26 protein-coding genes are annotated in these 25696 nt (G+C 67.4%); 10 read left to right on the top strand and 16 right to left on the bottom strand.

What is annotated here, in order from left to right; all coding sequences use genetic code 11:
- The first annotated feature begins 40 nt into the window (after positions 1-40).
- Positions 41-1096, top strand: coding sequence for a serine hydrolase (locus OHB24_RS23710; protein ID WP_327633013.1), 1056 nt, complete (start codon positions 41-43; stop codon positions 1094-1096).
- Between the two features lie 30 nt (positions 1097-1126).
- Here OHB24_RS23710 and OHB24_RS23705 read toward each other — a convergent pair whose 3' ends face one another.
- From OHB24_RS23705 to OHB24_RS23665, 9 genes are read right to left on the bottom strand one after another with little or no spacing between them, the layout of a single operon-like run.
- Positions 1127-1669: a hypothetical protein gene (locus tag OHB24_RS23705; protein ID WP_327633012.1), complete on the bottom strand. Its 543-nt coding sequence runs from the start codon at positions 1667-1669 to the stop codon at positions 1127-1129.
- 52 nt (positions 1670-1721) lie between these two features.
- Complete coding sequence (locus tag OHB24_RS23700) at positions 1722-2756, bottom strand: mandelate racemase/muconate lactonizing enzyme family protein (RefSeq protein ID WP_327633010.1); 1035 nt, start codon at positions 2754-2756, stop codon at positions 1722-1724.
- 4 nt (positions 2757-2760) lie between these two features.
- Positions 2761-4080, bottom strand: coding sequence for an ABC transporter substrate-binding protein (locus tag OHB24_RS23695; RefSeq protein WP_327633008.1), 1320 nt, complete (start codon positions 4078-4080; stop codon positions 2761-2763).
- 49 nt (positions 4081-4129) lie between these two features.
- Positions 4130-5212, bottom strand: a complete 1083-nt coding sequence (locus OHB24_RS23690) for a mandelate racemase/muconate lactonizing enzyme family protein (RefSeq protein WP_327633007.1) — start codon at positions 5210-5212, stop codon at positions 4130-4132.
- Between the two features lie 2 nt (positions 5213-5214).
- On the bottom strand, positions 5215-6069 hold the full coding sequence (locus OHB24_RS23685) for a carbohydrate ABC transporter permease (protein ID WP_327633005.1): 855 nt from the start codon (positions 6067-6069) through the stop codon (positions 5215-5217).
- The gene (locus tag OHB24_RS23680) at positions 6059-7012 is read right to left on the bottom strand and encodes a carbohydrate ABC transporter permease (protein WP_327633004.1); all 954 of its coding nucleotides are present in this window, start codon (positions 7010-7012) and stop codon (positions 6059-6061) included. The genes OHB24_RS23685 and OHB24_RS23680 overlap by 11 nt, the downstream gene beginning before the upstream one ends.
- A 4-nt stretch (positions 7013-7016) precedes the next feature.
- Entirely contained in the window at positions 7017-8444 is a 1428-nt protein-coding gene (locus OHB24_RS23675; protein WP_327633003.1) for an NAD-dependent succinate-semialdehyde dehydrogenase, read from the bottom strand.
- 22 nt (positions 8445-8466) lie between these two features.
- A complete protein-coding gene (locus OHB24_RS23670) occupies positions 8467-9696 on the bottom strand; it encodes an iron-containing alcohol dehydrogenase (protein WP_327633002.1) in 1230 nt (409 codons plus the stop codon).
- A gap of 31 nt (positions 9697-9727) precedes the next feature.
- Positions 9728-10738 (bottom strand): Ldh family oxidoreductase, encoded by a 1011-nt coding sequence (locus OHB24_RS23665; protein ID WP_327633001.1) that lies wholly within the window; start codon positions 10736-10738, stop codon positions 9728-9730.
- 131 nt (positions 10739-10869) lie between these two features.
- Between OHB24_RS23665 and OHB24_RS23660 the strand changes: the two genes are divergently transcribed.
- Positions 10870-11580: a GntR family transcriptional regulator gene (locus OHB24_RS23660; RefSeq protein WP_327633000.1), complete on the top strand. Its 711-nt coding sequence runs from the start codon at positions 10870-10872 to the stop codon at positions 11578-11580.
- Positions 11581-11608: 28 nt separating this feature from the next.
- Here OHB24_RS23660 and OHB24_RS23655 read toward each other — a convergent pair whose 3' ends face one another.
- Entirely contained in the window at positions 11609-12316 is a 708-nt protein-coding gene (locus OHB24_RS23655; protein ID WP_327632999.1) for an alpha/beta fold hydrolase, read from the bottom strand.
- Between the two features lie 117 nt (positions 12317-12433).
- Between OHB24_RS23655 and OHB24_RS23650 the strand changes: the two genes are divergently transcribed.
- Positions 12434-13195 (top strand): AraC family transcriptional regulator, encoded by a 762-nt coding sequence (locus tag OHB24_RS23650; RefSeq protein WP_327632998.1) that lies wholly within the window; start codon positions 12434-12436, stop codon positions 13193-13195.
- Positions 13196-13232: 37 nt separating this feature from the next.
- On the opposite strand, the gene OHB24_RS23645 is transcribed toward OHB24_RS23650, so the two are convergent.
- Positions 13233-14036, bottom strand: a complete 804-nt coding sequence (locus OHB24_RS23645) for an SDR family NAD(P)-dependent oxidoreductase (protein WP_327632997.1) — start codon at positions 14034-14036, stop codon at positions 13233-13235.
- Positions 14037-14140: 104 nt separating this feature from the next.
- Here OHB24_RS23645 and OHB24_RS23640 point away from each other — a divergent pair, with 104 nt between their 5' ends.
- Positions 14141-14761: a TetR/AcrR family transcriptional regulator gene (locus OHB24_RS23640; RefSeq protein WP_327632996.1), complete on the top strand. Its 621-nt coding sequence runs from the start codon at positions 14141-14143 to the stop codon at positions 14759-14761.
- 19 nt (positions 14762-14780) lie between these two features.
- On the opposite strand, the gene OHB24_RS23635 is transcribed toward OHB24_RS23640, so the two are convergent.
- Together OHB24_RS23635 and OHB24_RS23630 are read right to left on the bottom strand one after the other, a co-directional pair.
- The gene (locus tag OHB24_RS23635; protein WP_327632995.1) at positions 14781-15173 is read right to left on the bottom strand and encodes an NUDIX hydrolase; all 393 of its coding nucleotides are present in this window, start codon (positions 15171-15173) and stop codon (positions 14781-14783) included.
- On the bottom strand, positions 15173-16396 hold the full coding sequence (locus tag OHB24_RS23630; protein WP_327632994.1) for an MFS transporter: 1224 nt from the start codon (positions 16394-16396) through the stop codon (positions 15173-15175). The genes OHB24_RS23635 and OHB24_RS23630 overlap by 1 nt, the downstream gene beginning before the upstream one ends.
- 87 nt (positions 16397-16483) lie before the next feature.
- Here OHB24_RS23630 and OHB24_RS23625 point away from each other — a divergent pair, with 87 nt between their 5' ends.
- On the top strand, positions 16484-17077 hold the full coding sequence (locus tag OHB24_RS23625) for a PadR family transcriptional regulator (RefSeq protein WP_327632993.1): 594 nt from the start codon (positions 16484-16486) through the stop codon (positions 17075-17077).
- On the opposite strand, the gene larA is transcribed toward OHB24_RS23625, so the two are convergent.
- Positions 17060-18364, bottom strand: coding sequence for a nickel-dependent lactate racemase (gene larA / locus OHB24_RS23620; protein ID WP_327632992.1), 1305 nt, complete (start codon positions 18362-18364; stop codon positions 17060-17062). The genes OHB24_RS23625 and larA overlap by 18 nt on opposite strands.
- 235 nt (positions 18365-18599) lie before the next feature.
- Here larA and OHB24_RS23615 point away from each other — a divergent pair, with 235 nt between their 5' ends.
- Positions 18600-19589 (top strand): LacI family DNA-binding transcriptional regulator, encoded by a 990-nt coding sequence (locus OHB24_RS23615; RefSeq protein ID WP_327632991.1) that lies wholly within the window; start codon positions 18600-18602, stop codon positions 19587-19589.
- Between the two features lie 13 nt (positions 19590-19602).
- Here OHB24_RS23615 and OHB24_RS23610 read toward each other — a convergent pair whose 3' ends face one another.
- On the bottom strand, positions 19603-20400 hold the full coding sequence (locus OHB24_RS23610; RefSeq protein ID WP_327632990.1) for a glucosamine-6-phosphate deaminase: 798 nt from the start codon (positions 20398-20400) through the stop codon (positions 19603-19605).
- Positions 20401-20526: 126 nt separating this feature from the next.
- On the opposite strand from OHB24_RS23610, the gene melA reads away from it, so the two are divergent.
- The 4 genes from melA to OHB24_RS23590 are packed head-to-tail and all read left to right on the top strand — an operon-like array spanning position 20527 to position 25000.
- Positions 20527-21864, top strand: a complete 1338-nt coding sequence (gene melA / locus OHB24_RS23605) for an alpha-galactosidase (protein ID WP_327632989.1) — start codon at positions 20527-20529, stop codon at positions 21862-21864.
- 32 nt (positions 21865-21896) lie between these two features.
- Positions 21897-23210 (top strand): ABC transporter substrate-binding protein, encoded by a 1314-nt coding sequence (locus tag OHB24_RS23600; RefSeq protein ID WP_327632988.1) that lies wholly within the window; start codon positions 21897-21899, stop codon positions 23208-23210.
- Positions 23207-24157, top strand: a complete 951-nt coding sequence (locus tag OHB24_RS23595) for a carbohydrate ABC transporter permease (RefSeq protein WP_327632986.1) — start codon at positions 23207-23209, stop codon at positions 24155-24157. Before OHB24_RS23600 ends, OHB24_RS23595 begins: the two co-directional genes overlap by 4 nt.
- The gene (locus OHB24_RS23590) at positions 24158-25000 is read left to right on the top strand and encodes a carbohydrate ABC transporter permease (protein WP_327632985.1); all 843 of its coding nucleotides are present in this window, start codon (positions 24158-24160) and stop codon (positions 24998-25000) included.
- Positions 25001-25007: 7 nt separating this feature from the next.
- On the opposite strand, the gene OHB24_RS23585 is transcribed toward OHB24_RS23590, so the two are convergent.
- Positions 25008-25655, bottom strand: a complete 648-nt coding sequence (locus OHB24_RS23585) for a TetR/AcrR family transcriptional regulator (RefSeq protein WP_327632984.1) — start codon at positions 25653-25655, stop codon at positions 25008-25010.
- Between the last annotated feature and the right edge of the window lie 41 nt (positions 25656-25696).

Here is a 25696-nt window from a genome sequence, read left to right as displayed (position 1 = left end):
TCCTCAGCTGCAGACCGACTTATCGATGCGATGATGTCTCATGAGCATTCGGACGAGCGAGCTGACAAGGCTGCTCGAAGCTGAAGCTGCGCAATTCACCTTGCAGGTTCCGGACGACACGGCACCAGCGGGCGTCGTGGAACTCGAGTCACTGCGCGAACGCAAGCCTCTAGGCGTAGGGATCTATGTCAAGCAGTTGACGACCGGCGAGGAGGCCGCGGTTCGGGCCGATGTCGTCTTCGAGACCCAAAGCGTCATCAAGCTGGCGGTCGCGATCAGGTGTTATCAGCTCGCTGATGACGGGTGGCTGGACCTCGACGAGCGGATCCGCGTGACGAGGTCGGACATTGTCGGCGGCTCGGGCGTTCTCCGGTACTTCCAGGAAGGCCTGGAGCCGACGGTGCGGGATCTGCTGACTGCGATGATCGTGGTGAGCGACAACAGCGCGACCGATCTGCTGCTCGCCAGGGTCGGGGGCGTCGCCGATCTCAACGTCTGGTTGGCCGCGTCCGGGTACACGCAGACGCGCATGGCTCAGAACCTCCTGGATGCCGATCTGCTCCCGTACGTGCTCGCGGATGCGCGTCACGCGTCCCTCACACGCGCCCAGGTCTACGCGTTGCGAAACGGCGATCCGCAGTGGGCCGGGACGACGCAGGAGTGGCTTGATTCCATCGAGCGAGAGGTGGCCTCGCTGGCGGCACGACCACTCGGCGAGGTACGCGCGTTGGCACAGGAGCGCGGCCTGCCGCTGTGCTTCGGTCAGATGACGCCGCGGGAGGCCGGCCGCATGTTGGAGTCGATCGAGCACGCGACAGCCGTCTCCGACAAGAGCGCTGCGGAGCTGCGGGGAGCACTTCGACAACAGCAGCTAGGTGAGCGCCGCCTGGCGCAATTCGTCGAGCATCCGGTCGGCCACAAGACCGGCGACTACCCGCCGTGGGACGCCAACGACATCGGCATCATCTACTCGCCGTCGGGACCCATCGTCGTCGCCGTGTTCGCGAACGATCTCGGCGGCGTCTACGAGGAGCAAGAAGATCGGATCGGCCGGATCGGGCGCGTGGTCGTCGACCACGTCGAACGGGCGAGCTGACCTGCCGCACATGTCAGGTAGACGGTGGGTTCAGTCCTCTGGGGACGGCTCTGGGCCGGGGGTGCCGGCGACGTCCTCGAGATCGTCGAACACAACCACGGCGTCTGCAGCAGCGTCACGCAACTCCGGCAGAACGGAGTCGTCTTCAGAGATCGTCTCGAGCGCACCGACCGATCGCTCGATGATCGACTCGATCCTGGTCATGGCCTGTTCCATGACAGCGACACTGACCGGCTCCGAACCGATCCCCAGCCCCTCAGGACTCAGCTGATCCGCTACACCGTCGATCCGCCACCGCGCAGCCAACTGCGGACCGATCGCATCGTCGAGCAGATCAGTAGCCTCCCGACAGGTCCGGCTCACAACTGCCGGCACGGCCGGCCCACCATCGACCGTGAGAGTCATCGCCGCCACCGCCAGACTGCCAAAGCCCGCAGCTACCAGTGCCTGCCGCAACCTGGCCAGTCGAACCACGGCCGGCCCCTGCGCCAACTCGGCCCAGTCCAGCGTCGCGTCGGCCTCGTCGAACGCCGCCACCAGGCGCGCCACCACTACGTCCTCAGACTCACTCATCTCCGCATCGTTGCACCTTCCAGCATCTTCTCCACCTCGAGGGCCTGCCGGGTCACCAGGACGACAGGCCGGGTCCCTGCGGCAACGGGTAGCACCCGTCGACCAGTTCGACGGTGCCGTTGAGCAGACCGCTCTCGACGTAGATCGTGTTCGGCAGTGCGGCCAGCACGTGGATGTGCGCGCCTCCCCCGTGCGAGGCGTACGGCACGCCGAACCCGGCCGCCATCAACCCGATCTCCAGACAGTCGGTGAGCCCGCCGGCCCGCCGCAGATCAGGTTGTACGACGCCGACACCGCCGCGCGCGATCAGGTCCCGGAACGCGGCCTGCCCGTAGCGGTTCTCGCCGGTCGCGATCGGGATGTCGAGCTTGTCCGCGAGCCGGACATGAGCGTCGGTGTCCCCGGCGGGTAGCGGCTCCTCGAACCACTTGCAGTCCAGCTCCTCGTACACCCGGCCGCGTCGCAGCGCCTCGGCGTACCCGAACGCCTGATTGGCGTCGACCATCAGCGGCGCATCCGGCCCGATCACGTTCCGGACGGCCTTGATCCGCTGCACGTCCTCGGTCAGCGGCCCGCCGCCGACCTTCATCTTCACGCCCCGGAACCCCTGCTCCATCGCCCGCGCGGACACCTGCTCCAGGCCGGCGATGTCCAGTTCGAGCCAGCCGACCATCGCGTAGGTCGGGATCGCCGTCCGCTGCGCACCGAGCAGCTTCCACACCGGCACGTCCAGCGACTTCCCGAGCAGGTCCCACAACGCCAGGTCGATCGCCGAGATCCCGTACGACGACAGTCCCGCCGTCCCCTGGTAGTCGGTCAGCGTCTGCAGCCGCTGCCGGATCCCGCGAATCAACGTGGGGTCCTCCCCCACGATCGCCGGCGCCAACTGCTCACTGATCAGCTTCCCGAGGACGGCCGGTGAGCTCTCGACGCGACCGAAGTACGTCGAGCTGACACCGCTCACCCCCTCGTCGGTGTCGATCCGGACCCGGGTGTGCCCGTTGCGGTCGAGCAGCTGGATCGCGTCCCGGACCGCGTGCTCCTTGGGCTCGGAGGTGACGTCGACGGTGATGTCAGTGATCTTCATCCGGTCACCCCTTGCCCGCGAGGACGTCTTCGACCTTCTGCTTGACGCTGCCGAGCGCCGCCTCCGCAGTCTTCTTACCGCTCCAGACATCGTCGAGCACCGGCCGGTAGATGGTCCGGGCCCGCTCGATGTAGCGGCTGAAGTTCTCGTTCACCGCGTTGCCGAGTGCCTGGGTGACCAACGCGAGGTTCGCCGGCGCCTTGTCGTCGGGGACGAACAGCGACGACGAGCTCTTCGCCACCGGCATGAAGCCGCGCGACTCGGCCAGCAGCTTGGCCGCGTCGGCGCCCGCACAGTACTTCAGGAAGTCCCACGCGGCGTCGGGATCCTTGGAGGCCTTCGGCACCGCGAGCACGGTGAGCGTGTTGACCGTGGTCCGGTTCACCTTCATCGGCGTCGGGAAGATGTCCCACTTCACCTTCGCGTTCTTGCGCAGGTACGGGATACCGCTGGTCAGCGAGAGCACCATCGCGACCTTTCCGGTGCCGAGCTGGGACAGCGCCCAGTTCGGCGTCTGACGGCCGGCCGTGACGGTGGCGAAGTCCGGGTGCACCTTGTGCACCAGCGCCAGGTCCGCCACCCACTGGACAGCCTCGGCGCCCTGCGGCTCGGCCAGCGTGAACCGGGTCGCGTCCTTGGAGTAGATGCCGTCGCTGCCGTTGCTGACCGGGAAGACGGTCTCGAGCGAGGTGTCGGGGAAGACCAGCGCGCCCCAGCGCTCGCCGTTCGGCTTGGTCAGCTTCTTCGCCGCCTCGACGAAGTCGTCCCACGTCCAGCCGCTGTTCGCCCAGTCCTTCGGCGGCAGCTCGACACCGGCCTCCGCGAAGGCGTCGGTGTTGCAGATCAGGATGCCGGGGTTGGTCATGATCGGCCAGGCGGCATGGGCGCCGTCGGGCTGCTTCGCGAAGTTGTACGCGACCGGGAAGTAGTCGTCGGGCTTGATCCCGTCCTTGTCCAGGTACGGACGGAGGTCGAGCAGCGAGCCTTCCGCGTAGTAGCCGCGGACGTAGTCGTCGTTGATCCGGATGACCGTCGGCGCGGCCCCGGACGACAGCACGGTCCGCAGCTTGGTGTCGTAGTCGTCGCCGGGGACCGACTGGATGTCGACGGTCTTGCCGGCGCCCTTGGCCCAGTTCTCCGCGACGTTGTAGAGCGGCGTACCGCTGGTGGTGTCCCACGTCATGAAGGAGGCGTTCTTGCCGCCGCCGCCACCGCCGCCGGCGGTGCCGTTGTCGCCGCACGCTGCGAGCGGGAGTCCGGTGGCGAGCGCGCCACCGGTGATGCCGAGCGCCCGAAGCACCGACCGGCGAGAGATCTCTGTCATGGTCGTTCCTGTTCTGGTCTCGAAACTCAGGGGAAAACTCAGGGAATGGTCAGTTGGTGCGGAGCTTGGCGATCGCGTCCTCGTCCAGCTCGATGCCCAGACCGGGCAGGTCCCACGGCGTGATCTCGCCGTTCACCGGGACGAGCGGGTTCTTCCAGATCGGTACGTCGTCGAGGATCGGGTTGTGCTCGATGTTGTACTCCTGCGGATAGACGCAGGCCGGCGTACTGACCCAGACGTGTGCGTGGGCCGAGGTGCCGATCGTCTGCTGGGTGTTGTGCACCGTGATCGGCTTCGTGTAGGTGTCCGCGAGGACGGCGATCTTCTTCAGCTCGGTGATGCCGCCGCACTTGATCACGTCGGGCTGCAGGATGTCGACCCTGCCGGTCTGGATCAGGTCGCGGAACTGCCAGATGCTGTACTCCTGCTCGCCAGCGGCGATCGGGATGTCGACCGCGTCGGCGAGCCGTCCGTACGCCGCGTAGTCGTGAGCGGCGAGCGGTTCCTCGAAGTGCCACACGCCGAGGTCCTCCAGCGCGTGCGCCATCTTGATGGCCGTGTGTTCGTAGTACGCGTTGTTGACGTCGACCAGGATCGGGAAGTCGTCCCCGACGAGCTCCCGGACCGCGGTGACGGTCGCGATGGTCTGGTCGAAGCCGTCGTCGTGCATCCACGGCGTCGACGAGTGGATCTTGTAGCCGTGGAAGCCCTTCTCCTGGAAGGACTTGGCCCGCTCGGCCTCCTCCTGCGGTGCCATCGCGCGCGACATCGAGCTCGCATAGACCTTCGCGCTCGGGCGATACTTGCCGCCGAGCAGCTTGTACACGGGCAGCCCGGCGGCCTTGCCGAGCAGGTCCCAGAGCGCGATGTCGATACCGGCGATCGCGTTCAGCTGGACGCCGCCGGGACCGAGCTTGTACGGCTTGGTGTACATCCGGCGCCACAGGCGCTCGATGTCGGTCGCCTCCTCGCCGACCAGCAGCGGCGCCATGGCCTGCGCGACCACGCTGTGGCTGACGTGCGCGTTCATCGGGCTGATCTCGCCGACACCGACCAGGCCCTCGTCGGTGTGCACCTTCACGATGTGCAGCTTGTCGAGCAGGATGATGGACTCGATCCGGGTGATCCGCATGACTATCCTTTCAGGCCGGACATCGTGATGCCCTGGACGAAGTACTTCTGCGCCAGCAGGAAAAGCAGCAGCGGCGGCAGGATGGTCAGCGTCGCGGCCGCCATCATCAGGTTGGTCTGGGTGAAGAACTCACCCTTGAACAGCGCGAGCGCGATCGGCATCGTCTGCAACCGCGTCGAGTTGAGGAAGATCAGTGGCCCGAACAGGTCGTTCCACGAGCCCATGAAGGTCAGCGCGCCGACCGCGGCCAAGGCCGGTTTCACCTGCGGCAGCATGATCCGCCAGAAGGTTCCGAAGATCGACGCGCCGTCGAGCTTGGCGGCCTCCTCCAGCTCGACCGGTACGCCGCGGAACGCCTGCCTGAGCAGGAACGTCCCGAACACCGGCGTCAGCACGTTCGGGACCCAGAGCGGATAGTGGGTGTCGATCCACCCCATCTCGCGGAACAGCATGTACTGCGGGACGAGGTACACCATGCTCGGGATCATCGCCGTCGACAGCAGCAGCGCGAAGGCGAGGTTCTTGAAGGCGAAGTTCAGCCGGGCGAACCCGTACCCGGCCATCGAGGCGAACACCAGCAGGAAACCGACGTTCAGCGCCGCCAGCTTGCAACTGTTCAGGAAGAACGGCAGCAGCCCGTGGCCGGCCTGCGAGTAGTTCGCCCACTGCGCCGTCGACGGAATGAACGTCGGCGGGCTCTTCAGTACCTCGTTCTCCGGCTTCAGCGACGCACTGACCATCCAGAGCAGTGGCATCGCGAAGACGACCGCGAGCACTATCAGCACCGCGAAGATCACGACCCTGCGCGGAATGTGCCGTGGTGGGCGGTTGTACACCCTGATGGCTTCAGTTGTCATAGTGCACCCACCGCTTCTCCAGCCGCCACTGGACCGCCGTGACGACGCCGACGATGACGAACAGCACCCAGCCCATCGCCGAGGCGTACCCGAGCCGGCCGTGCCCGAACGCGGCCTCGTAGATGTGGAAGATGAACACCGAGGTGGCGTTGTTCGGGCCGCCCGACGTCATCACGTAGATGATTCCGAACACCTGGAACGAGGTGATGAACTGCGTGATCGTGAGGAAGAACAGGCTCGGGGTGAGCAACGGCACGACGACCGACCAGAACCGCCGCCACGCGGAGGCCCCGTCGACGGTCGCTGCCTCGAGCAACGACTGGTCGATGCTCTGCAGCCCGGCCAGCAGGATCACCATCGGGTAGCCGACACCCTGCCAGATCGCCACGATGATCACCGCGATCAACGCGGTCTTCGTGTCCGACAGCCAGGCCGGTCCGTCGATACCGATCGTCTTCAGCGTCGAGTTGAACAGCCCGTTGTCCGGGTCGTACAGCCAGAACCACACGAACCCGATCGCGACCACGTTGGTCACCGCGGGCGAGTAGTACAGGGTCCGGAAGATCCCGATCCCCTTCACCTTCTGGTTGCACAGCACGGCCAGCGCGAGCCCGATGCCGATCGTCAGCACGACAACCGCGAGGGTGAAGATCACCGTGTTCTTCAGCGACGGCCAGAACGTGTCGTCGGCGGTGAACAGCTCCTTGTAGTTGTCCAGCCCGAGGAACGTCGGTTTGTTCAGGCCGGACCAGTTGGTCAGCGACACCACCAGGCTCGCCGCGACCGGGGCCAGCTGGAAGAACAGCACCCCGAGGATGACCGGGCCGACGAACAGCCAGCCGGCCAGGTTCTGCCGCTTGAGCTTCGCCTTGGCGCGCCGCTTCGGCTTCGGGCGTTCCACGTCCGGTGGTGGTGACACGGTAGGAAGGACGGCGTTGGCCATCGCCTCACACCTCGATCCCGATGTACTTCTCCTCCAGGAACTCGAGAATTCCCTCGGAGCTGCCTTCCCGGCCGAGGCCGGACTGCTTGGTACCACCGAACGGTGCGGCCGGGTCGCTGAGCACACCGCGGTTGACGGCGACCATGCCGGCGTCCAGCCGCTGCGCCACGGACAGCGCCTGCGTCGGGTCGCCGTACACGTAGGCGATCAGGCCGTAGACGGTGTCGTTGGCCATCCGCACCGCTTCGTCCACGTCGGTGAACTCGACGATCGCGGTGACCGGGCCGAAGATCTCGGTCTGGTTGATCTCGCTGCCGTGCTTCACGTCGGTGAGCACGGTCGGCGGGTAGAACGCGCCGACCGCGGTCGGCTCGCCGCCGAGGGCCAAGGTGGCGCCCTCGCCGACGGCGCGGTCGACCAACCCGGCGACCTTGTCGCGCTCCTCGGGTGAGACCAGAGCGCCGAGCTCGTTGCGGTGATCCTTGCCGGGGCCCATCGTGACGGCCTTCATCGCCTGCGCGATCCGGCTGGTGAAGTCGTCGATCAGCGAGGAGTGCACGTAGAACCGGTTGGCCGCCGTACAGGCCGAGCCGCCGTTGCGCATCTTCGCCACCATCGCGCCCTCCACCGCGGCGACGACGTCCGCGCCGGGCAGCACGACGAACGGCGCGTTGCCGCCGAGCTCCATCGACGGGCTGATCACCTGGTCGGCTGCCTCGCGGAGCAGCAGCCGGCCGACCTCGGTCGACCCGGTGAACGAGAGCTTGCGTACGGCGGGGTGATGCAGCATCGCCCGTACGGCGGGGCCGGCGTGCACCGGGGTGACCAGGTTGACCACACCCGCCGGTACGCCGACCCGGTGCAGGACCTCGACGACGTACGCCGCGGTGAGCGGGGTCTGGCCGGCCGGTTTCAGGACGACCGAGCAACCGGCCGCCAGCGCGGGCGCGATCTTGCGCGTCGCCATCGCGGCCGGGAAGTTCCACGGCGTGACCAGGATCGAGACCCCGATCGGCTCCCGGCGGACGACGATCGTCTTGTCACCGGAGGGCGAGAGCCGGAAGTCACCGCCGATCCGGACCGCCTCCTCGGCGAACCAGCGGAAGAACTCGGACGCGTACGCCGCCTCGCCGAGCGCGTCGGCGTACGCCTTGCCGTTCTCGGCGGTGATGAGCGCGGCGAACGTCTCGCGCTCGGCGGTCAGGATCTCGAAGCACGCGCGGAGCAGCTCGGAGCGCTGCCGTGGTGGTGTCGCGGCCCAGCCGGCCAGTGCGTCGGCGGCCGCGTCGACAGCGTCCAGGCAGTCGGCCTCGGTCGCGGCGGCGAACCGAGCCAGCTCGGAGCCGTCGGCGGGGTCATGGACGGGGAACCGGCGGCCGTCGGATGCCGGGCGCCACTGTCCGTCGATGAACAGGTCATGCGGAGATGTCATCTGCTGGCTCCAAAGGCCGGTCTCAGAAGGGATTGCCGCGGTCGCCGGCGTACGCGGCCCTGGTGATCTCGAGCAGCGCGGCGGTGTCGAGCGGACGCGGGTTGTTGTCGACCAGGCGGGCGGACCGCATGCCCAGCTCGGCGACGTACAGGAGCTGGTCTTCGGTGAGGCCGAGCTCTTTGAGCGTGGGTGGGATGCCGATCCGATCGAGCAGAGCCTCGACTGCCTCGATCCCCTGGAGCGCCTGGGCCTCACGGCTGCCGGTGGCAGGCTTGCCGAAGATCGTGGCGATCTCGGCGAACTCGGCGACCCGGGCCGGAGCGTTGTAGCGCATCACGTACGGGAGCAGGACGCCGACGCCGACACCGTGCGGGGTGTGGGTCAGCGCGCCGAGCGGGTACTGCAGGGCATGGGCGGCCGCCGTGCCTGCGACGCCCAGCGCGTAACCGCCCGCGTTGGCAGCGAGCATCACGTCGGAGCGCGCCCGCCGGTCGGTCGGGTTCTCGAACGCGACCGGGAGCGCGCGCTGCAACAACTCGAGGCCCCAGCGGCCGTAGAAATCGCTGATCACGTTCTTGCCGATGAAGACCCGGCCCTCGGCAATCGCGGTCGCAGGCCGCTGGATCGCGGTGAACGACTCCACCAGGTGCGAGACCGCATCGGCGCCGGCGCTCGCGGTCAGGCTCGGCGGGCAGGTGTAGGTGAGCTCGGGGTCGCAGATCGCGACGGCCGGGATCAGGTGTGGCGACGAGATCCCGGCCTTGAGTTCGCGGCGGCTGTCGCTGAGGACGCAGACCGGTGTCACCTCGGAGCCGGTGCCGCCGGTGGTCGGCACGGCGATGACCGGCAGCACGGGCCCAGGTACGGCGTTCTCCCCGTAGTACTGGTCGATCGGGCCGCCGTGGGTCAGCAGCAGCGCCTCTGCCTTGGCGAGGTCCAGGCAGCTGCCGCCGCCGATGCCGATCACGACGTCGATCCCGGCGTACTCCATCGCGTCGTAGCAGGCGTCGATGTCGGACATCGGCAACTCGGGGGCGGTGTCGCTCCAGACGTGCACGGTGAGGCCGTGGCCTTCGAGGTCGGCGCGCAGACCGGCGAACTCGGGTGACTCGGCGAGGCGCTGGTCGGTGCAGACCAGCGCGGTACTGCCGTGGGCGGCGGCATGCAGGCCGAGCAGCGAGCGCTGGCCGGCCCCGAAGACAACCGTGCGGGGTGCCCGCTGCACGCCGAAGCCGGCGGCGGTCATGGTCATAAGGGTGGTCCTTGTCCGGTCGAGGGCGGGATCAATCGGCCAGGACTGCTTCCCGCGCCGTGTCGAGAGCAGTGAGCTCGCGCCACAGGCTGTCAGCAATCTCGATGCCTTGAGCAACAGAGTTCCGGTAGCGGTCGCGGGCGCCGTCGCCCGGGACCGCGACAGGTGTGTCCGGGTCCGCGGGCCGGCTGCGGCGTACCTGGTCCAGGTACGCCGACGCGCTGTGCCGGCCGCCGGCGAGCAGGACGAACAGGTCACCCTTGTTGCTCGGGTGGTCGTCGTCGAGGGTGCCGCCGACGTCCGTGCCGTAGGCCGCGCCGGTCAGGAACGTGACCATCGCACCCAGGCCGAGCCCGAGGCCGTAGCCCTTCGCTCCCCCGAACGGCGCGATCGAGCCGTTCTTCGCGGCGCACGGATCGACGGTTTCGTTGCCCTCGGCGTCCAGCGCCCAGCCGGGCTCCAGCGGCACGCCGCGGATCGCGTGGTCGTGGACCTTGCCCATCGAGATCTTCGACGTGGCCATGTCCAGCACCAACGGCACCGGCTGGGCCGGAACCGCGAGCGCGAGCGGGTTGGTGCCGAGCATCGCCTCGGTACCGCCCCACGGGTGCACGAGCGCCTCGCTCGTGGTCATCCCGAGGCAGGCGAGCCCGCGGTCGGCCATCCGGGCGGCGTAGTACCCGAGCATGCCGAGGTGGTTGTTGTTGGTGATCGCGCAGACCGCGACGCCGAACTGCTCGGCGCGGGGTGCGATCGCGTCCAGCGCGTGCAGGGCGACGACCGGGCCGAGGCCCTGCTCGCCGTCCACGCTCAGGTAGCAAGGGCTCTGCCACTCGTGCCGACCGGTGCTGGTCGGACTCGCCGTACCGTTTCCCAGGCGGCGGAGCAGGCGCGGCAGCCGGAGCAGACCGTGCGACGGGAGCCCTTTGGCCTCGGCGACGACCAGGAGCTCGGCTTGTTCGGCGGCGGCCGGGGCGGGCACGCCTGCGGTGATCAGGAGACGTTCGGCCAGTGCTTGGGCCGTGAGCAGATCTGTGTGCACGTCGACCATCCCAGAGGTGGTGCATTCGTATACATCGCTCGATTTCTTGGGAGGTTAGATCAGATCGGATACGATTTGCAATGGCCTGTGAATACGAATCCACAAGATTCTGCCGACTGGATGGACAACAGATGAGCCAGCGCCGCACGGAGCGTCCCGGGAAGGCCCGGATGAGCGATGTCGTCTACGAGCGGCTGCAGGGATTCCTGCTGGACGGAGAGATCCAGCCCGGTGAGCGGATCCGGGTGGACGAACTGGCCCGCCGGCTCGGGGTGTCGCAGACCCCGGTCCGCGAGTCGCTGAACCGGCTGGAGGCGGAGGATCTCGTCACCAAGACACATCTGATCGGATATTCCGCGACCCCGAAGCTGACACCGGAACGGTTCGAGGACCTCTTCGAAGCGCGCTTCCTGATCGAGCCGTACTGCTCGGGCCTCGCGGCCGGCCGGCACCGCGGCGGCGAGGCCGAGCGGATCGCCGCCATCGCCGCCGAGATGCGCAGCCGGTATCAGGCGGGCACGATGTCGTACGCCGCATTCGCGCGGGCCGACGCGGAGTTCCACGAGGCGGTGCTCGCCGCGACCGGGAACAGCTACTTCGGCGAGATCTTCGCGAAGCTGCACTGCCACCTGCAGCTCTTCCGCCTGCTGCGCGACAGCAGGGTCACCGAGGACGCGCTCGACGAGCACGACCAGATCGTGACCGCGATCCGCCAGCGCTCGCAGGAGTCCGCGACCGACGCCATGCGCGCACACCTCACCGCGTCACGGACGCGGCTCCGCACCGCGTTCGCCTCACCCCCCGAGGAGGCAACCGCCTCGGTGCTCGGAGCCGGAGACTGACAGCGGGTCGCAGCGACCAGCGTCACGTTCAGATCGGCGCCGACTGCCTCGAAGGCTGCTCATCGAGCAGGAGTGCAGCGACGGCCTCCGGGGCCTCGCGCATTGCGTTGTGTGCGGTCGGGAGTTCGTGGACCTGCCATTCGGGATCGGCTTGGAGCCGATCACGGAGTTCGGCGAACGGTGTCCGGGCATCCCATCCGGAGCAGTAGACGAACTCCCGGCGCGGCACGCGATCAACAGCGCCGGTGAGGCGGATCGTTTGCATGATCGAGGCGAGGGGATGAGGCCGACGGCGGGGATCGCCACCGTTCGGCGGACGGAACGGCGGACGTACGGCGTAGCCGAGGTCCGCTGCGCCGTCGACGAACGCCTGCCGGTACTCGTCGCTCGTCAGCGACCAGCACGACTCGCCGTCGCGTGGCACGTAGGCGTCGAGATGCACCAGTCGTGAGATCCGACCACCAGCGCGGTCGGCGGCGGCGGCGATCACCATGCCGGCGTAGCTGTGGCCGACCAGCGTCGCGTCGGTGATGTTTTCTTGATCGAGAATCCGCAACACGTCGTCGGCGTGGGTGTCGAGGTTGGTGGTTGCGATCGTCTCGATGTCGTCGTCCGGCCGTAGGCCGGTGAGGGTCAGGGCGTGGACGGTGTGGCCGGCGCGCTCCAGCAGCGGGACGACTGCCTCGAACGTCCACGATCCGTGCCACCCGCCGGGCACGAGGATGTACGTTGCCATGCGTTTCTGGTCCTTTCTCAGTGCGATGCAGGAAGTATCGCCAGAGGAGTGCATGGCTTGTTACCGCTACAATGCCAATCAATGCCTGTTCGCAGCCAACCTCGTCCGATCGCCGGTGTGACGTCGTACATCTGGCCGTCCGGAGGGCGCCACCTGTGGCCATCCGGTGGAGAAAGCGCTGAGCAGTCGCACCCGCGGGGACACCTGGTGTACGCAGCCAGCGGCGTTTTGGCGGTCCAGACCGAGCGCGGCACGTCGATCGTTCCCGCCAACCGGGTCGCCTGGACCCCCGCCGGATTCCCGCACTACCACCGCGCGCACGGCGACACCGACATGCGGATCGTCTTCCTCGCGCCGGCCCTCGCCCGGCTCGTACCAGACCACCCCGCCGTGTTCCTGGCCTCCGACCTCGCCCGCGAAGTCCTGCTCGCCCTGACCGGCCCTCGCAACTACGGCGACTCCGCCTCCGGCTACAGCCGCTCTGCGCGCTCTCGCCTCCACCGAGTTCTCGTTGACGAACTCAACGAAGCAGACGAACAGCCACTGCAGTTGCCAGAGCCTCAGGACGACCGGCTGCAGGCCATCGCCCGGATGCTCTACGAAACGCCGGCAGACAATGCCACCCTGGCCGAGTTCGGGACGACAATCGGGGCCAGTAGCCGGACCCTGAGCCGACTGTTCCGCAACGAACTCGGCATGACCTTCTACGAATGGCGCACACAGCTACGCATCTACCACGCGCTCGTACTCCTTGCCGACGGCCACGACATCGCCCGAACCGCCTATGCCTGCGGATGGGCCAATCCGAGCAGCTTCATCGCCGCGTTCACCAACATCGTCGGAACAAGCCCAGGCCGCTACCGAACAAGAAACGCGTAGAACTGCGAGTGCCGAACCTGGCTGGGGCTGTGCGTGGTCAGTTGACGGTCGGAGTGAACCCGCCGTCGATCCGTAGGTTCGCTCCGTTGATCGAAGCGCTGAGTGGGCTTGCGACCAGCGCGGTCAGGGCGGCGATCTCGTGAGGTTCGGCGAGGCGGCCTGACGGATTGGCCAGTGGGCCGCTGATCAGCGCACGCGTAGCGGCGTCCGCATCGTCTCCCATTCCGTGGTGCCGGGCGAAGGTGAGGGCAAGGTCGCGGAACCCGTCGGTCAGGGCGGGGCCCGGGCTGATGGTGTTGGCGGTCACCCCGGTGCCGGCCAGTTCCTTCGACAAGCTCACGGTGAGATTGGCGAGTGCGGCCTTCGTCGCGCTGTACGCAGCCTTCATCGGCAACGGGCCCGGGTGCGCGGCGCTGCCGATCTGGATGACCCGACCCCATCCAGCCGTTCGCATCGCCGGGGTCAACGCCCCGATCAGCCGGACCGCGGACATCACGTTGGTGTTGTAGAGGTCGAGCCACTCCGTAGGACCGCCCGCCATCCACCCCTCGTCGCTGCCCGTCGCGGCGGCGTTGTTGACCAAGATGTCGATGTCGCCCGAAGCCTCCAGCGCGGCGACGACCATTCGTGCACCTGCTTCGTAGGCCAGGTCGCCCAGAACGATCGTCGCCGCGCCACCGGTGGCGGCGATGGCGTTGGCCGTGGCCTTCGCCCGCTCGGCATCGCGTCCGTGCACCACGACGGTGGCGCCCTCGGCAGCGAGCGCGATCGCGATCGCCTGGCCGATCCCGCTGGTACTGCCCGTCACCAGGACACGCTTTCCGTTCAACTGCAGATCCATGAGGCCCCTCGATCGTTGTCGCATTTTCATCGGACATGCTGTCTTTCGCTGAACATGCTGTCTTCGAATGGACGGCCTGTCAAGCGAAAGGTAGGGTGCGGGGCATGGCCAACCGGAAGTACGAGCAGCGGTTGCGTGCGGACGCGGCTGAGCAGACGCGCCGCAGCATCCTGGACGCGCTGTACCAACGGTTGTGCGAGGCACCAACCGAGCCGGTCAGCGTCGAACGGGTCGCGGCCATGGCGCACGTGTCGCGATCGACGATCTATCTGGTGTTCGGCTCACGTGCGGGACTCTTCGACGCACTCGGCGACGACCTGCGCCACCGCGGCGGCTTCGACCGGGTGGTGGACGACTCCGGCGACTCCGACGCTCTCCAGGCTCTGCAAGACTCGGTCCGCACCGCCGTGCCGATCTTCGCCGAACACCGTCAGGTACTGCGTGTTCTCTATTCCATGGCGGCACTGGATCCCCAAGCCGTCGGTGGCGTCGTGGATCGGATGGCGAAGGACCGCGCCACCGGACTGGCCCGGCACGCCGAGCGCCTGGCCGACGAGGGCGTCCTCCGCTCGGGCCTGACCCCCGCCGACGCGGTCCATCTCTTGTGGGCGGTGACCGGTTTCGACTTCTTCGACCAGCTCTACTCCGGACGGGGTCTTCCACTCGACACGGTCGCCGACATCATGGTCACCGCTGCCGAACGCCTGGTAGTGGGAACCTCCTGACGTCCGGCCCACCGACGTGTCAGAGGTTGGGCAGGACGTGCTCGAAGAACACCCGATCGGAGCTGAAGGTCGGTTGGAGTTGGGAGAACTCGTGGGCCGTGACCCATCTGGCGTCGCTGACTTCTCCGGGGTCGGTGACCAGGTCTCCTTCTTCGGGCTCGGCGGTCCACCAGTGGATGACGAACGCAGCGTCGTCAGTCTGTGATTCCCAGACCTTGGCGATGGGTGTCACCTCCAGGCCGACTTCCTCGCGGACCTCCCTGACCAGGGCCTCCGCCTGCGTTTCGCCGGGGTCGAGCTTGCCACTGAGGGGTGCCCAGTAGCCCGGAAGCCGGGCGGCCGGGCCGCGCTGAATGACAAGCACCCGCTCGCGTCGTCGCAACACGGCGACAATCGCCTCCCGCTGATCCATCACATACCTCCGTTGACCGTGCGTCGGGGCCGGCGGAGCCAGACCAGCGAGGCCGCCGTGACCGCACCAGCGACCAGGAACGCCACTTGCGAATCATGGAATCGAGCGACCAGCCAACCGGCGATCCACGAACCCACCGCCTGAGCAGCCGCGGGGACCGCCACCAGCCAGGTGTTCGCCTCACCGCGGACATCGGCGGGAACGATCGAGTTGGCCAGCGTGGTGTAGGCAGCGACGGCGGGTGCGACCGCAAGTCCCCCGAGTCCGAGGACCACACCCATCGTCATCACTCCTGACGTTGCGGCGAGCAACAATGTCGAGACGGCGATCAGAGAAAGCAGAATCATGAGCACGGGCTGGAGCGCACGCCTCGGTGGATGCCTTGCTAACAAACCGCCCCCGATGATCGACCCCAGGCCCCAGAGAGCAAGCAGGAAGCCTGCGGTCGCCGAGTTGCCCGAGACTCGGTCGGCGAACGCCGTCACTGCCACTGTGACGGCACCAAAGGTGATACCGAGAGCACCGGAAGTCGCGACCAGTGGAACGAACCCAGAGATCCGCAGCGCGCCTGGTGGTCGCGTCCTGTGCCTCGGGCGTGGGGGGCGCGAACTCAGCAAGGGATTGACAGCGACGAGCAAGCTTCCCCCACCTGTGACGAAGGCGATCAAGAGCAGAGCCCCTCCGGGTGGAGCGAACGAGACGATCGCAGCTACCAGTGCCGGACCGAGGAGGAAGACCAACTCGAAGGTCACGGCATCCAGCGCCAGCGCCGATGCCCGGAGCCGGGCAAGGGCAGCAGCAGACCTCTCGTCGCCGGACAGGCTCGCCCAACTCCCTCGCAGGGCAGCTGTCAGAGGTGGGTACGTCGCACCGGCAAGGCCACAGGCCACATATGTGCACGCCAATCCGGACCTGGACGCCAACCAGATGCCGCTCGTCAATCCCAGGTTGAGCGGACCCATGATGCGCAGCAGGAGGCTCGGACCGAGCCGATCCATCAGACGTCCGACCAGAGGTCCCGCGCCCGCGCCCGCGAGGCCGTAGACACCGGTCGCCACTCCGGCTGCACCGAAACCGTTCCCGGCCTTGATGACCGACAGGATCAGGGCGAGCGGCGTCATGCCCATGCCGAGCCGGGATACTGCTCCGACCACCAGGAGGCGACGCCCATGCGGAACGCTCGCCAGGTACGACGGTCCCCCGCTGATGAACAGCTTGCTCACATATCGACTCCCCTCTGGTCCAGCGACAGACTACCTCTAATCGAGTTAGCGTGTCCGCTGCTCGCCTCTATCGCTACGTTGGGCCTAGTGACCCGCTCGACAGTCCGGCCGAGCCGGTACCGGGAGGTACGTGCCTTGCTCGAACTCGCCATTCTCGGGTTCCTCGCCGAGGAGTCCATGCACGCCTACGAACTGCGTAGGAGGCTCACCGTTCTGATGGGCCACGTGCGACCTGTCAGCGACGGTGCCCTGTACCCGGCGCTGAAGCGTCTGGAGCAGCAGAAACTCGTGGCACGCCGGCCCGAACCGGGCTCGAGCGGACCACCCCGCCAGGTCTTCGAGCTCACCGGCACCGGCCGCGCCGACCTCCACCGCCGGTTGACCGAGCCCAGCGAACTGGACATCACCGATCGCAACAAGTACTTCGTCGTACTCGCGTTCCTGCACTTCTTGCCTTCGCGGCAGGCACAGGCCGAGGTGCTTCGCCGACGACTGGACTTCCTGCGAGATCCTCAGCGGGGGTTCTTCGTGGCGAACGGCACCACACTGCGCGCGGAGGAACTCACCTCCCCATTCCGGGTCGGTATCCAGCAGATCGCCCGCGCGACCTCCTCGGCCGAACAGAAATGGCTCACCACCACCTTGAATGCGATCCGAGCCGAGCTACCCACAACCAACTGATCGGGAGACGGCCGACCGCGTCAGGTACGGAATGGTTTGTGGGCCTTCGGGGAGGACGCACATCGTTGCGTTCGGGCCGGCGGCTGCGAGGGCTTCGGCGGCGGTTGCCGAGATGTCGTGGGTCTGCTCGAGGTGGACGGCGGCGAGGTCCGCGTCGCTGAGGAATCCGGTGTGCATGACGACTCGATTCGCCGACTGGATCTTGGCCTGGATCTGGATCTGCCACTGATCGGGAACGGTGACCGACCGGGCGGCGATCTCTGCCAGCAGCGCTTGCGGCGAAGGCGCCGTCTCGAGGGTCTTGCGGTACAGACCGTGGTCCGGGAAGCCGTCGCGGCACTCGGCCGCACAGATGATCGTTCCGCCCGGCCGGACGACTTGATAGGCGGCCGACATGCCCTTGACGGCCTGGTACAAATTCTGGTCGAGCGGGAACCCGGAGTTCGTGGTCACGACGACGTCGAACCGTCGGTCGACGGGCCGCATCGCGATGTCCCGCGCGAAGGACGCCGCGGCCGCGTGCATCGGCAGCAGATCACCGCCGAACGCCGCGACGATGTCCTTGTCCCGGTTCAGTACGACGTCCAGGCCGAACGTCACTCCGGTCGCCTCGGCGATGGCCCGGACGTCGTCGTGAACCGGGTTGCCCTTCGTGACACCCCACGTCGCCCTCGAGTCACCGATCCTCGACGCGTCGTGCAGGACGAGGACCGTCTCCAGCCCGGCGAGGCCAGGCGCCACCAGCTTCGGGCCTCCGGAGAAGCCCGCGAAGAAGTGCGGCTCGACGAAGCCGGTGGTGATCCTGACGTCCGCCTCGGTCCACTCCCGGTTCAGCCACACCGGTACGCCGTTGCCGTGCGTGCCGCGCCAGACCAACTGGGACGAGTCCTGGCTGTCGTGGTTCACGATCCGCACGGAGTCGACGACCTCGTCGCCGAACATGCGCCGGAGTTCGGCTTCCGTGTTTCCGCGATGGGTGCCGGTAGCAACCAGGACCACGATGTCACGCGGGGCCACGATGCCGTCCAGCTCCTCGATGACGGCAGGAATCATCAACTGCCGCGGCTGTGGCCGGGTACCGTCACAGGCCGAGATGGCGACCGACTGCCCGGGGCGAACCCGCTCACGCAGCGGCAGGCCGGCCACCGGCTCCCGCAGCGCCACGCGAAGGGCCTTCATCTGGTCGGCAGCCGCGACACTGTGCACGGGTTCGACAATCGTCGTCGCTTCCAGGTCAACTGCCAGTCGCAACCCGCTGTCGCCGTACGCCAGTCGAACGTCGGTCATCAAGGCATCTCCTGAGACTCCGTAGGTACCGCGCGTTCAGTAGCCATCGATCCTTGGCCGGTCCGTCCGTCAGCCTCGTCCGCCCGCCCAACCCGATGACCGACGATAGTCCCTGGGCAGTCATGGGATTAATGCGTCGCGCAACCTGACCTGAGGGCCACATCGCCACCGGTTATACTGCAAGCGGTTGCTGCAACCGCAGCAGGGGCGTCGATCGAAGGGCTCAAGGAGCGGCATGGCTGTCACTCTCGCTGACGTCGCGGCTGCGGCGGGGCTGTCGGGTTCCACCGTTTCCCGGGCCCTGTCCGCCCCCGAGAAGGTCAACGCGACGACCCGCGAGCGGGTCGAGCGGATCGCGCGAGAGATGGGGTATGTCCCCAACCACAGTGCGCGGTCGCTGACGGCGGGCCGCACCGACCTGATCGGGCTGATGGTTCCGGACATCGCCAATCCGTTCTTCCCGCCGATCATCAAAGCGGTGCAGGCGCGCGGCATGCAGCATGGCAGGACGGTGCTGATCGCCGACGTCGACGAGCGCCCCGCCGACGAACTGCCGCGGGCCCGGACGATGCGCCGGCAGGTCGACGGCCTCATCATCGCCTCGCCCCGCACCCCCGACGACATGATGGACGAGTTGCTCGCGCTCGGTCCGGTGGTCTTCGTGAACCGGGCCGTCCCGGGCGCGGCGAGTGTCGTCATCGACGAAGCAGGCGGGATGGAGCAGGCGGTCGAGCATCTCGCCGCCCTCGGGCATCGCGCCATCGCCTACCTCAACGGACCCAAGCGTTCCTGGTCGAACACCCAGCGCCGCGGCGCAGTCCTGGCAGCGAGCGCCCGACTCGGCCTCGATCTCGTGGAGTTCGGACCGTTCGAGGCGCAGGTCCAGTCCGGCGTCCATGCCGCAGACCTGGTGATGGCGCGCGGAATCACCGGCGTGATCGCGTACGACGACCTCATCGCCCTCGGCGTGATGGCGCGGCTGACCGAGCGGGGGGTCCGAACCGGAGCAGACATCAGTGTCATCGGGGTGGACGACAGCCCGATGTCGGCGATGGCGTATCCGACGTTGACCTCCGTCCACGTTCCTGGCGACGCCGCCGGCTCCGAGGCGGTCGATGCGCTGCTCGCGATCCTCGAGGACCGGCAGGTCGAGAACGACGAGCACGTCGTCCTCGACACCCGGCTGATCGTGCGTAGTTCCACCGGCCCTGCGCGCACCGCCTGATACTGGCCGGCGTTCAGCGGCGCTCGGTCGATACGGTCGAGTCGGTGCGATCCAGCAGCGACGCCGAGGCAGGCTCGAGCAGCAGGACGGCGTTGGGCGATCGGCGCAAGATCGTCGCCGGGCAGTGCGGACCGATCTCCTCGACCAGCGTTGCGCGAACCGCGACCGCCTTGCGGCTCTCCGGCACACACACCTGGACCTGATCCGCCGACAGCAGCGCCGGAATCGTCAGCGAGATCGCCCGCTCGGGTACGTCGTCCAGTGACGCGAAATGACCTTCATTGACCTGCTGACGCCTCGACTCCGGCGTCAGCGTGACCACCCGGGCCCACCGCGGGTCGTCGAAGTCGGCGTCGAAGGGCTCGTTGAAGGCCAGGTGGCCGTTCTCTCCGATGCCCATGCAGACAAGGTCGAGCGGCGCTGAGCGGAGCTCGCGCTCGTAGCGGTCCGCCTCTGCCTGCGGATCGCCGGCGCCACTGAGGTAGTGCACCCGCGCCGGCGAGAACCGCTGCGCAATACGGTTCCGGATCCACAGCTGGAAGCTGGCGGGATGCCGGTCGTCGATCCCGACGTACTCGTCCATGTGAAAGACCTCGACCTGGCTCCAGGGGATCTCCTCATCGGCCAGGGCGTCGGTGAACGCGTACTGCGAGTTCCCGGTCGCGATCACGACGCGAGCCCGCCCGCGTGCCTCCACCGCGGTCCTGAGGACCTGGGCGGCCCGGCCGGCGGCGGCCGCCCCCATCGCGCCTTCGCCGGCATGGATCTCGACCGCCAGGTCCTCGGCCGTGAAGCGGGTGTCGATCGTCATGGGTGCCTCTCCGATTTCTACGAGTCGTCGCAGCAAGCTATTGCAAGCGCATGCAGCATATGCATTAGTGTTGCAGCAATCACTATCACAGGTCGGCAGGATCGATCACCAGTCGAGGAGCGGTTGATGGCTCGCATTGTGTTCATCGGGGCAGGCAGCGTCGTCTTCACCCGTCAGCTCGTCGCGGATCTGCTGAGCTTTCCGGATCTGCCGGAACTGGACCTCGTCCTCCACGACATCAACCCGGCGCGCCTGGACGTGGCCCGCGGTACGGCGGAACAGCTCGCTGCCCGCACCGGTCGCCCGCTCAGGATCACTGCAGCGGCGGATCGCCGTACCGCCCTGCACGGCGCCGACTTCGTGGTGAACATGATCCAGGTGGGCGGTGTCGACGCGAGCCGCGTCGATCTCGAGCTCCCGAACGAGTTCGGGCTGCGCCAGACGATCGGCGACACCACCGGCATCGGTGGCGTGTTCCGCGCCCTGCGGACGTTCCCCGTCCTGTCGGGGATCGCCAGAGACATGCGCGCCGTCTGTCCGGAGGCGTTGTTCCTCAACTACACCAACCCGATGGCGATGAACATCTGGTGGCTGGCGACCGTCGCGCCGGACCTGCGAGCCGCGGGCCTGTGCCACAGCGTGTTCTGGACCGTCCACGATCTCTGCGCGCTGATCGGCGTACCGCTCGAAGGCACCCGGTTCCGGGCGGCAGGCGTCAACCATCAGTCGTGGCTCTACGAGTGGAGCCGGGACGGCGCCGACCTCTACCCGCAGCTGCGGGAGAAGATCGCGGCGGACCCGGAACTCGAGCGCCGGGTGCGGGTGGAGATCTTCCGACGGATCGGCTACTACCCGACCGAGACGAGCGAGCACAGCGCCGAGTACCTGTCCTGGTTCCTGCGCTCCGACGAGCAGATCGAGCGCTTCCGGCTCCGCCCGATGCAGCATCTCGACACCGACCGGCGCAACCTGGCCGAGTTCCACGCGGCCCAGCAGGCGCTCGCCGAGGGCCGGGACCTGGAGCTCGAGGACGCCGGTGCGGCGGAGTACGCACCGCAGATCATCCACTCCGTCGTCACCGGCACCGAGCGCGAGATCCACGTGAACGTCCCCAACCGCGGCCTCATCTCGAACCTGCCCGAGGGCGCGGTCGTCGAGGTCCCGGCCACGGTGGACGGGTCGGGGATCGCGCCGATCGCTGTCGGCGCGATCCCGGTCCAGGGGGCAGTACACAACCGGACGTACCTGTCCGTGGCGGAGCTGGCCGTGGAAGCCGCCCTGACCGGGTCACGGGAGCTTGTTCTGCAGGCGATGCTCGTCGATCCGAACGCCAGCTCCACGCTCACACCTGACCGGATCGCCGCGCTCGTCGACCAGCTGTTCAAGGTCCATCAGGACCTGCTGCCGTCGACGTTGGGCGGCGGCGTGGAGCTCGATCTGTCCGACGTACCGAACCGCAGCTGAGTCACGACGACCCGACCTCGAAGGAGCTTGTCATGAAGCGTCGCACCACTCTTTCCGTCGTCACGGCACTCGTGTCGCTTGGTCTGGCCGGGCTGACCGCCTGCGGATCAAGCGGCCAGGGTGCGAGCAGCCTGGACAAGGACGCGAAGGTCTCGCTGACCCTGTGGACAGGGCAGACCGAGAACTCGCAGAAGATCCTCGAAGGACTGGCCGCCGAGTTCCAGAAGGCCCATCCGAACGTCTCGATCGACGTGTCGCCCGGAGCCTCCAGCACCGACGACCTGCTGCAGAAACTCTCCGCCGGGTTCGTCGGCAACAGCTACCCGGACATCTCCTACGCCTACGGAAGCTGGGCGAGTGAGCTGGAGGCGTCCGGCCGCACCCTCGACATCACCGACCGCGTTGCCGAGCCCGACGTCAAGTGGAGCGAGTTCCCCGAAGGCGCCCGTCTCACCGCCCGGCCGACCGGCAAGAAGACGATCGGTTTCCCGGCGATCGTCGACAACCTCACGTTGCTCTACAACAAGTCGATCTTCGACGCGGCCGGCGTGCCCTACCCCACCGACCAGTGGACCTGGGACGATCTCCGGGCCGCCGCGAAGAAGCTCACCGACCCCGCGACGAGCACCTACGGCTACGCCTACTCGGTGTCCGGTGCCGAGAACACCGTCTGGAAGATGTGGCCGCAGCTCTGGCAGAACGGCGGTGAGATCCTCAGCCCGGACCAGAAGACCGCCGCATTCGACTCCGATGCCGGCGTCAAGGCACTGACCTTCCTGCGGGACATGGCCGTGACCGACAAGTCCGTGTATCTCGACCAGACCGACACCAAGTACGAGCAGCTGTTCCGGAACAACCGGATTGCCATGATGGCCTCCGGACCATGGGTGCTCTACGACCTCAAGACAGCGAAGACGAAGTACGGCGTGACGCTGCTGCCGGGGACGAACGGCGATCACCAGACCGCGTCCGGCCCCGACCTCTGGGCGCTGTTCGACCACCACGACAAGAACCGCGAGTACTGGGCTGTAGAGTTCGCCAACTGGCTGACCTCGGCGGCGCAGGACGAGCGCTGGAACGTGGCCGTCGGCAACTTGCCGCTGCGCTCCTCCGAGGTCGGCTCGGCAGCCTTCAAGACGCAGGTCAAGACGTACCCCGGCCTGGACATCATGGCGGCGAACGGCGCCAACGCGAGGAAGGTCCGGCCGACCGTCTCCGGCTACGTGGGGCTGTCGCAGGCCATCGGCGCGGCCATCTCCGAGGTGCTGCAGGGACGGGCCGAGCCGAAGCCGGCGCTGGAGAAGGCCGCCGCCAAGGCGAACACCGCGCTCGAGGCCGCTCGATGACCACCACGGAGCTGCCGCCCGCCGCCACGGCGCCGCCGAGGGCTGATCAACCGGATCGCCCCGGACGTCGGCATGACCGGCGGCGGGCTGCTCTCACGGGTTGGCTCTTCGTCGGCCCGGCAACGCTGATCGTGCTCGGGCTCTCGATCTTTCCGGCCGGCTGGGCGTTCGTGCTCTCGCTGGAGAAGTGGAACGGTTTCAGCGCACCCGAGTTCGTGGGCGGCAAGAACTACAGCCGGCTCGTCACGGACGCGGAGTTCGCCGACGCCGTACTGCACACGATCGTCTACACGGCGATGTTCGTCCCGATGTCGGTCCTCGCCGGGCTGTTCCTGGCGGTGGCGCTCAACCGGAGGATCCGCTTCATCGGGATCTACCGCACCGCGATCTTCGTACCCTTCGTCGCGTCGGCGGCCGCCACCGGCATCCTGTCGACGTACCTGTTCAATCCGCAGTACGGCCTGGTCAACAACGTGCTCCAGCGGCTCGGGCTGCCCGCTCAGGGCTGGCTCGAGGATCCGGCCCAGGCGATGGTCGTGATCGCGATCATGTCGCTGTGGGGTCAGGCCGCGTTCACCACGGTCATCTACCTGGCTGCACTGCAGGACGTACCGGGCGAGCTCATCGAAGCCGCGCGGGTCGACGGCGCCGGCAGTTGGCAGACGTTCTGGCGGGTGATCTGGCCGCAGCTCCGGCCGGTGACCGTCTTTGTCACCATCTGGCAGACGATCGGCGCCATCCAGCTGTTCGACCTCGTGTACACGACGACTCGTGGCGGTCCGTTGAACGCCACCAGGACGATCGTCTACTTCCTGTGGGACAAGGCCTTCAGGTCTCTCGACTTCGGCTACGGCTCGGCGGCGGCGTACGTGCTGTTCGCGATCACGCTGCTGACCACGATCGGGGTCGTCGTCTACTCCCGGCGGAAGAACATGGAGGCGTTCTAGATGACCGTCGACACAACCTCGAAGGCCCCGAAGTCACGCCCGTCCGGCTGGCACCTGCTGCTGGCGCCGGTGGCTCTGCTCTTCCTGCTGCCGTTCCTGCAGATGTTCCTCGCGTCGGTGTCGCCGGCGTCCGAGCTGCTCAAGTTCCCGCCGCCGATCATCCCGTCACGGATCGACTTCAGTGGGTTCGTGACCTTGTTCACCGAGTCGGATGCGTTGCTGTGGCTGGGTAACACCGTGCTGGTCGCAACGTCGGCGATCGTGTCTCATCTGGTCCTGTGCTCGCTGGCCGGGTACGGATTCGCGCGGCTGGCGTTTCGGGGGCGTACGGTCGGCATCTTCATGATCCTCGCAACGATCATGATTCCCACCCAGCTGCTGATGATCCCGACGTACCTCCTCTTCTCGCGGCTGCGGCTCATCGACAGCCTCGGCGCCGCCATCGTGCCCTGGCTCTCGTCGGCGTTCGGGATCTTCCTGATGCGGCAGTTCTTCCTGTCGCTGCCGAAGGAGCTCGAGGAGTCCGGTCTGATCGACGGCGCGAATCGCTGGCAGGTCTTCTCCCGGATCGTGCTCCCGCTGGCGAAGCCCGCGCTCGCGACCCTGGCGATCTTCACGCTGCTCGGCTCGTGGAACGACCTGGTCTGGCCGTTGATCGCGATCAACAACGATCACGCCTTCACCCTGCAGCTCGGCCTGGCGAACTTTCAGGGCACCCGCCGGACCGAGTGGTCCTTGCTGATGGCCGGCAACGTCGTAGCCACGTTGCCCCTCATCCTCTTCTTCCTGATCGCCCAGAAGCAGTTCGTCGCCACCATGACCCTCTCAGGCCTCAAGGGCTGACCCGGGCTCAGGCCGTTGTCCAGCGGGTGATGGCTTGGTCGATGTAGGTGGTGACCAGGGCGGGCAGGTTGATGTCCGCGCCCAGTAGCCACTGGAGTTCTACGCCGTCCAGGACGGCGACCAGGATCCGGATCTCGGCCTCGATCTGCTCGTCGGTCAGTACGCCGACCTCGCCCCTGGCGACGGCCTCGCGCAGTTTCTCGGACCAGTTCCGTACGACGTCGGCGTACCGGCGCTGGATGAACTCGCGGGCCGGGTGATTCGGGTTGGTCGCCTCGGCGGAGATCGTGACGAACAGTTCGAGCGTCCCGCGGTGGTCGACGTGGTAGTCCATCAGCGCGGGCATCGCCCGGAAGTACTCCAGGCCGGGCGGGTCCGTGGGGATCGCCCACCGTGCGGTCTGGACTGTCCAGTCGTCCAGGACCGCCATCAGCAAGCCTTCTTTGCTGCCGAAGTACTGGATCAGGGTGGCCGGCGATGCGCCGACCCGGTCACCGATGGCGCGCAGCGAGCCGCCGATGTACCCCTGCTCCCCGAACACCTCGGAGGCGCTGCGGATGATCTGCTCGCGACGCTCGATGCCCTTGCGGTACGGGCCTCGGGTCACTGGGGTCGTCACGTCGCCGGCCACAAGATCCTCCCGATGCTGAGCCATTGACGAAACCTTAGCACCCGTTTATGTTTGGCGAAATCTTA

The organism is Kribbella sp. NBC_00482 (assembly GCF_036013725.1).
GTDB lineage: Bacteria > Actinomycetota > Actinomycetes > Propionibacteriales > Kribbellaceae > Kribbella.
The sequence above is the reverse complement of the archived record's forward strand: the minus strand, read 5'-3'. Positions and strand labels throughout refer to the sequence as shown.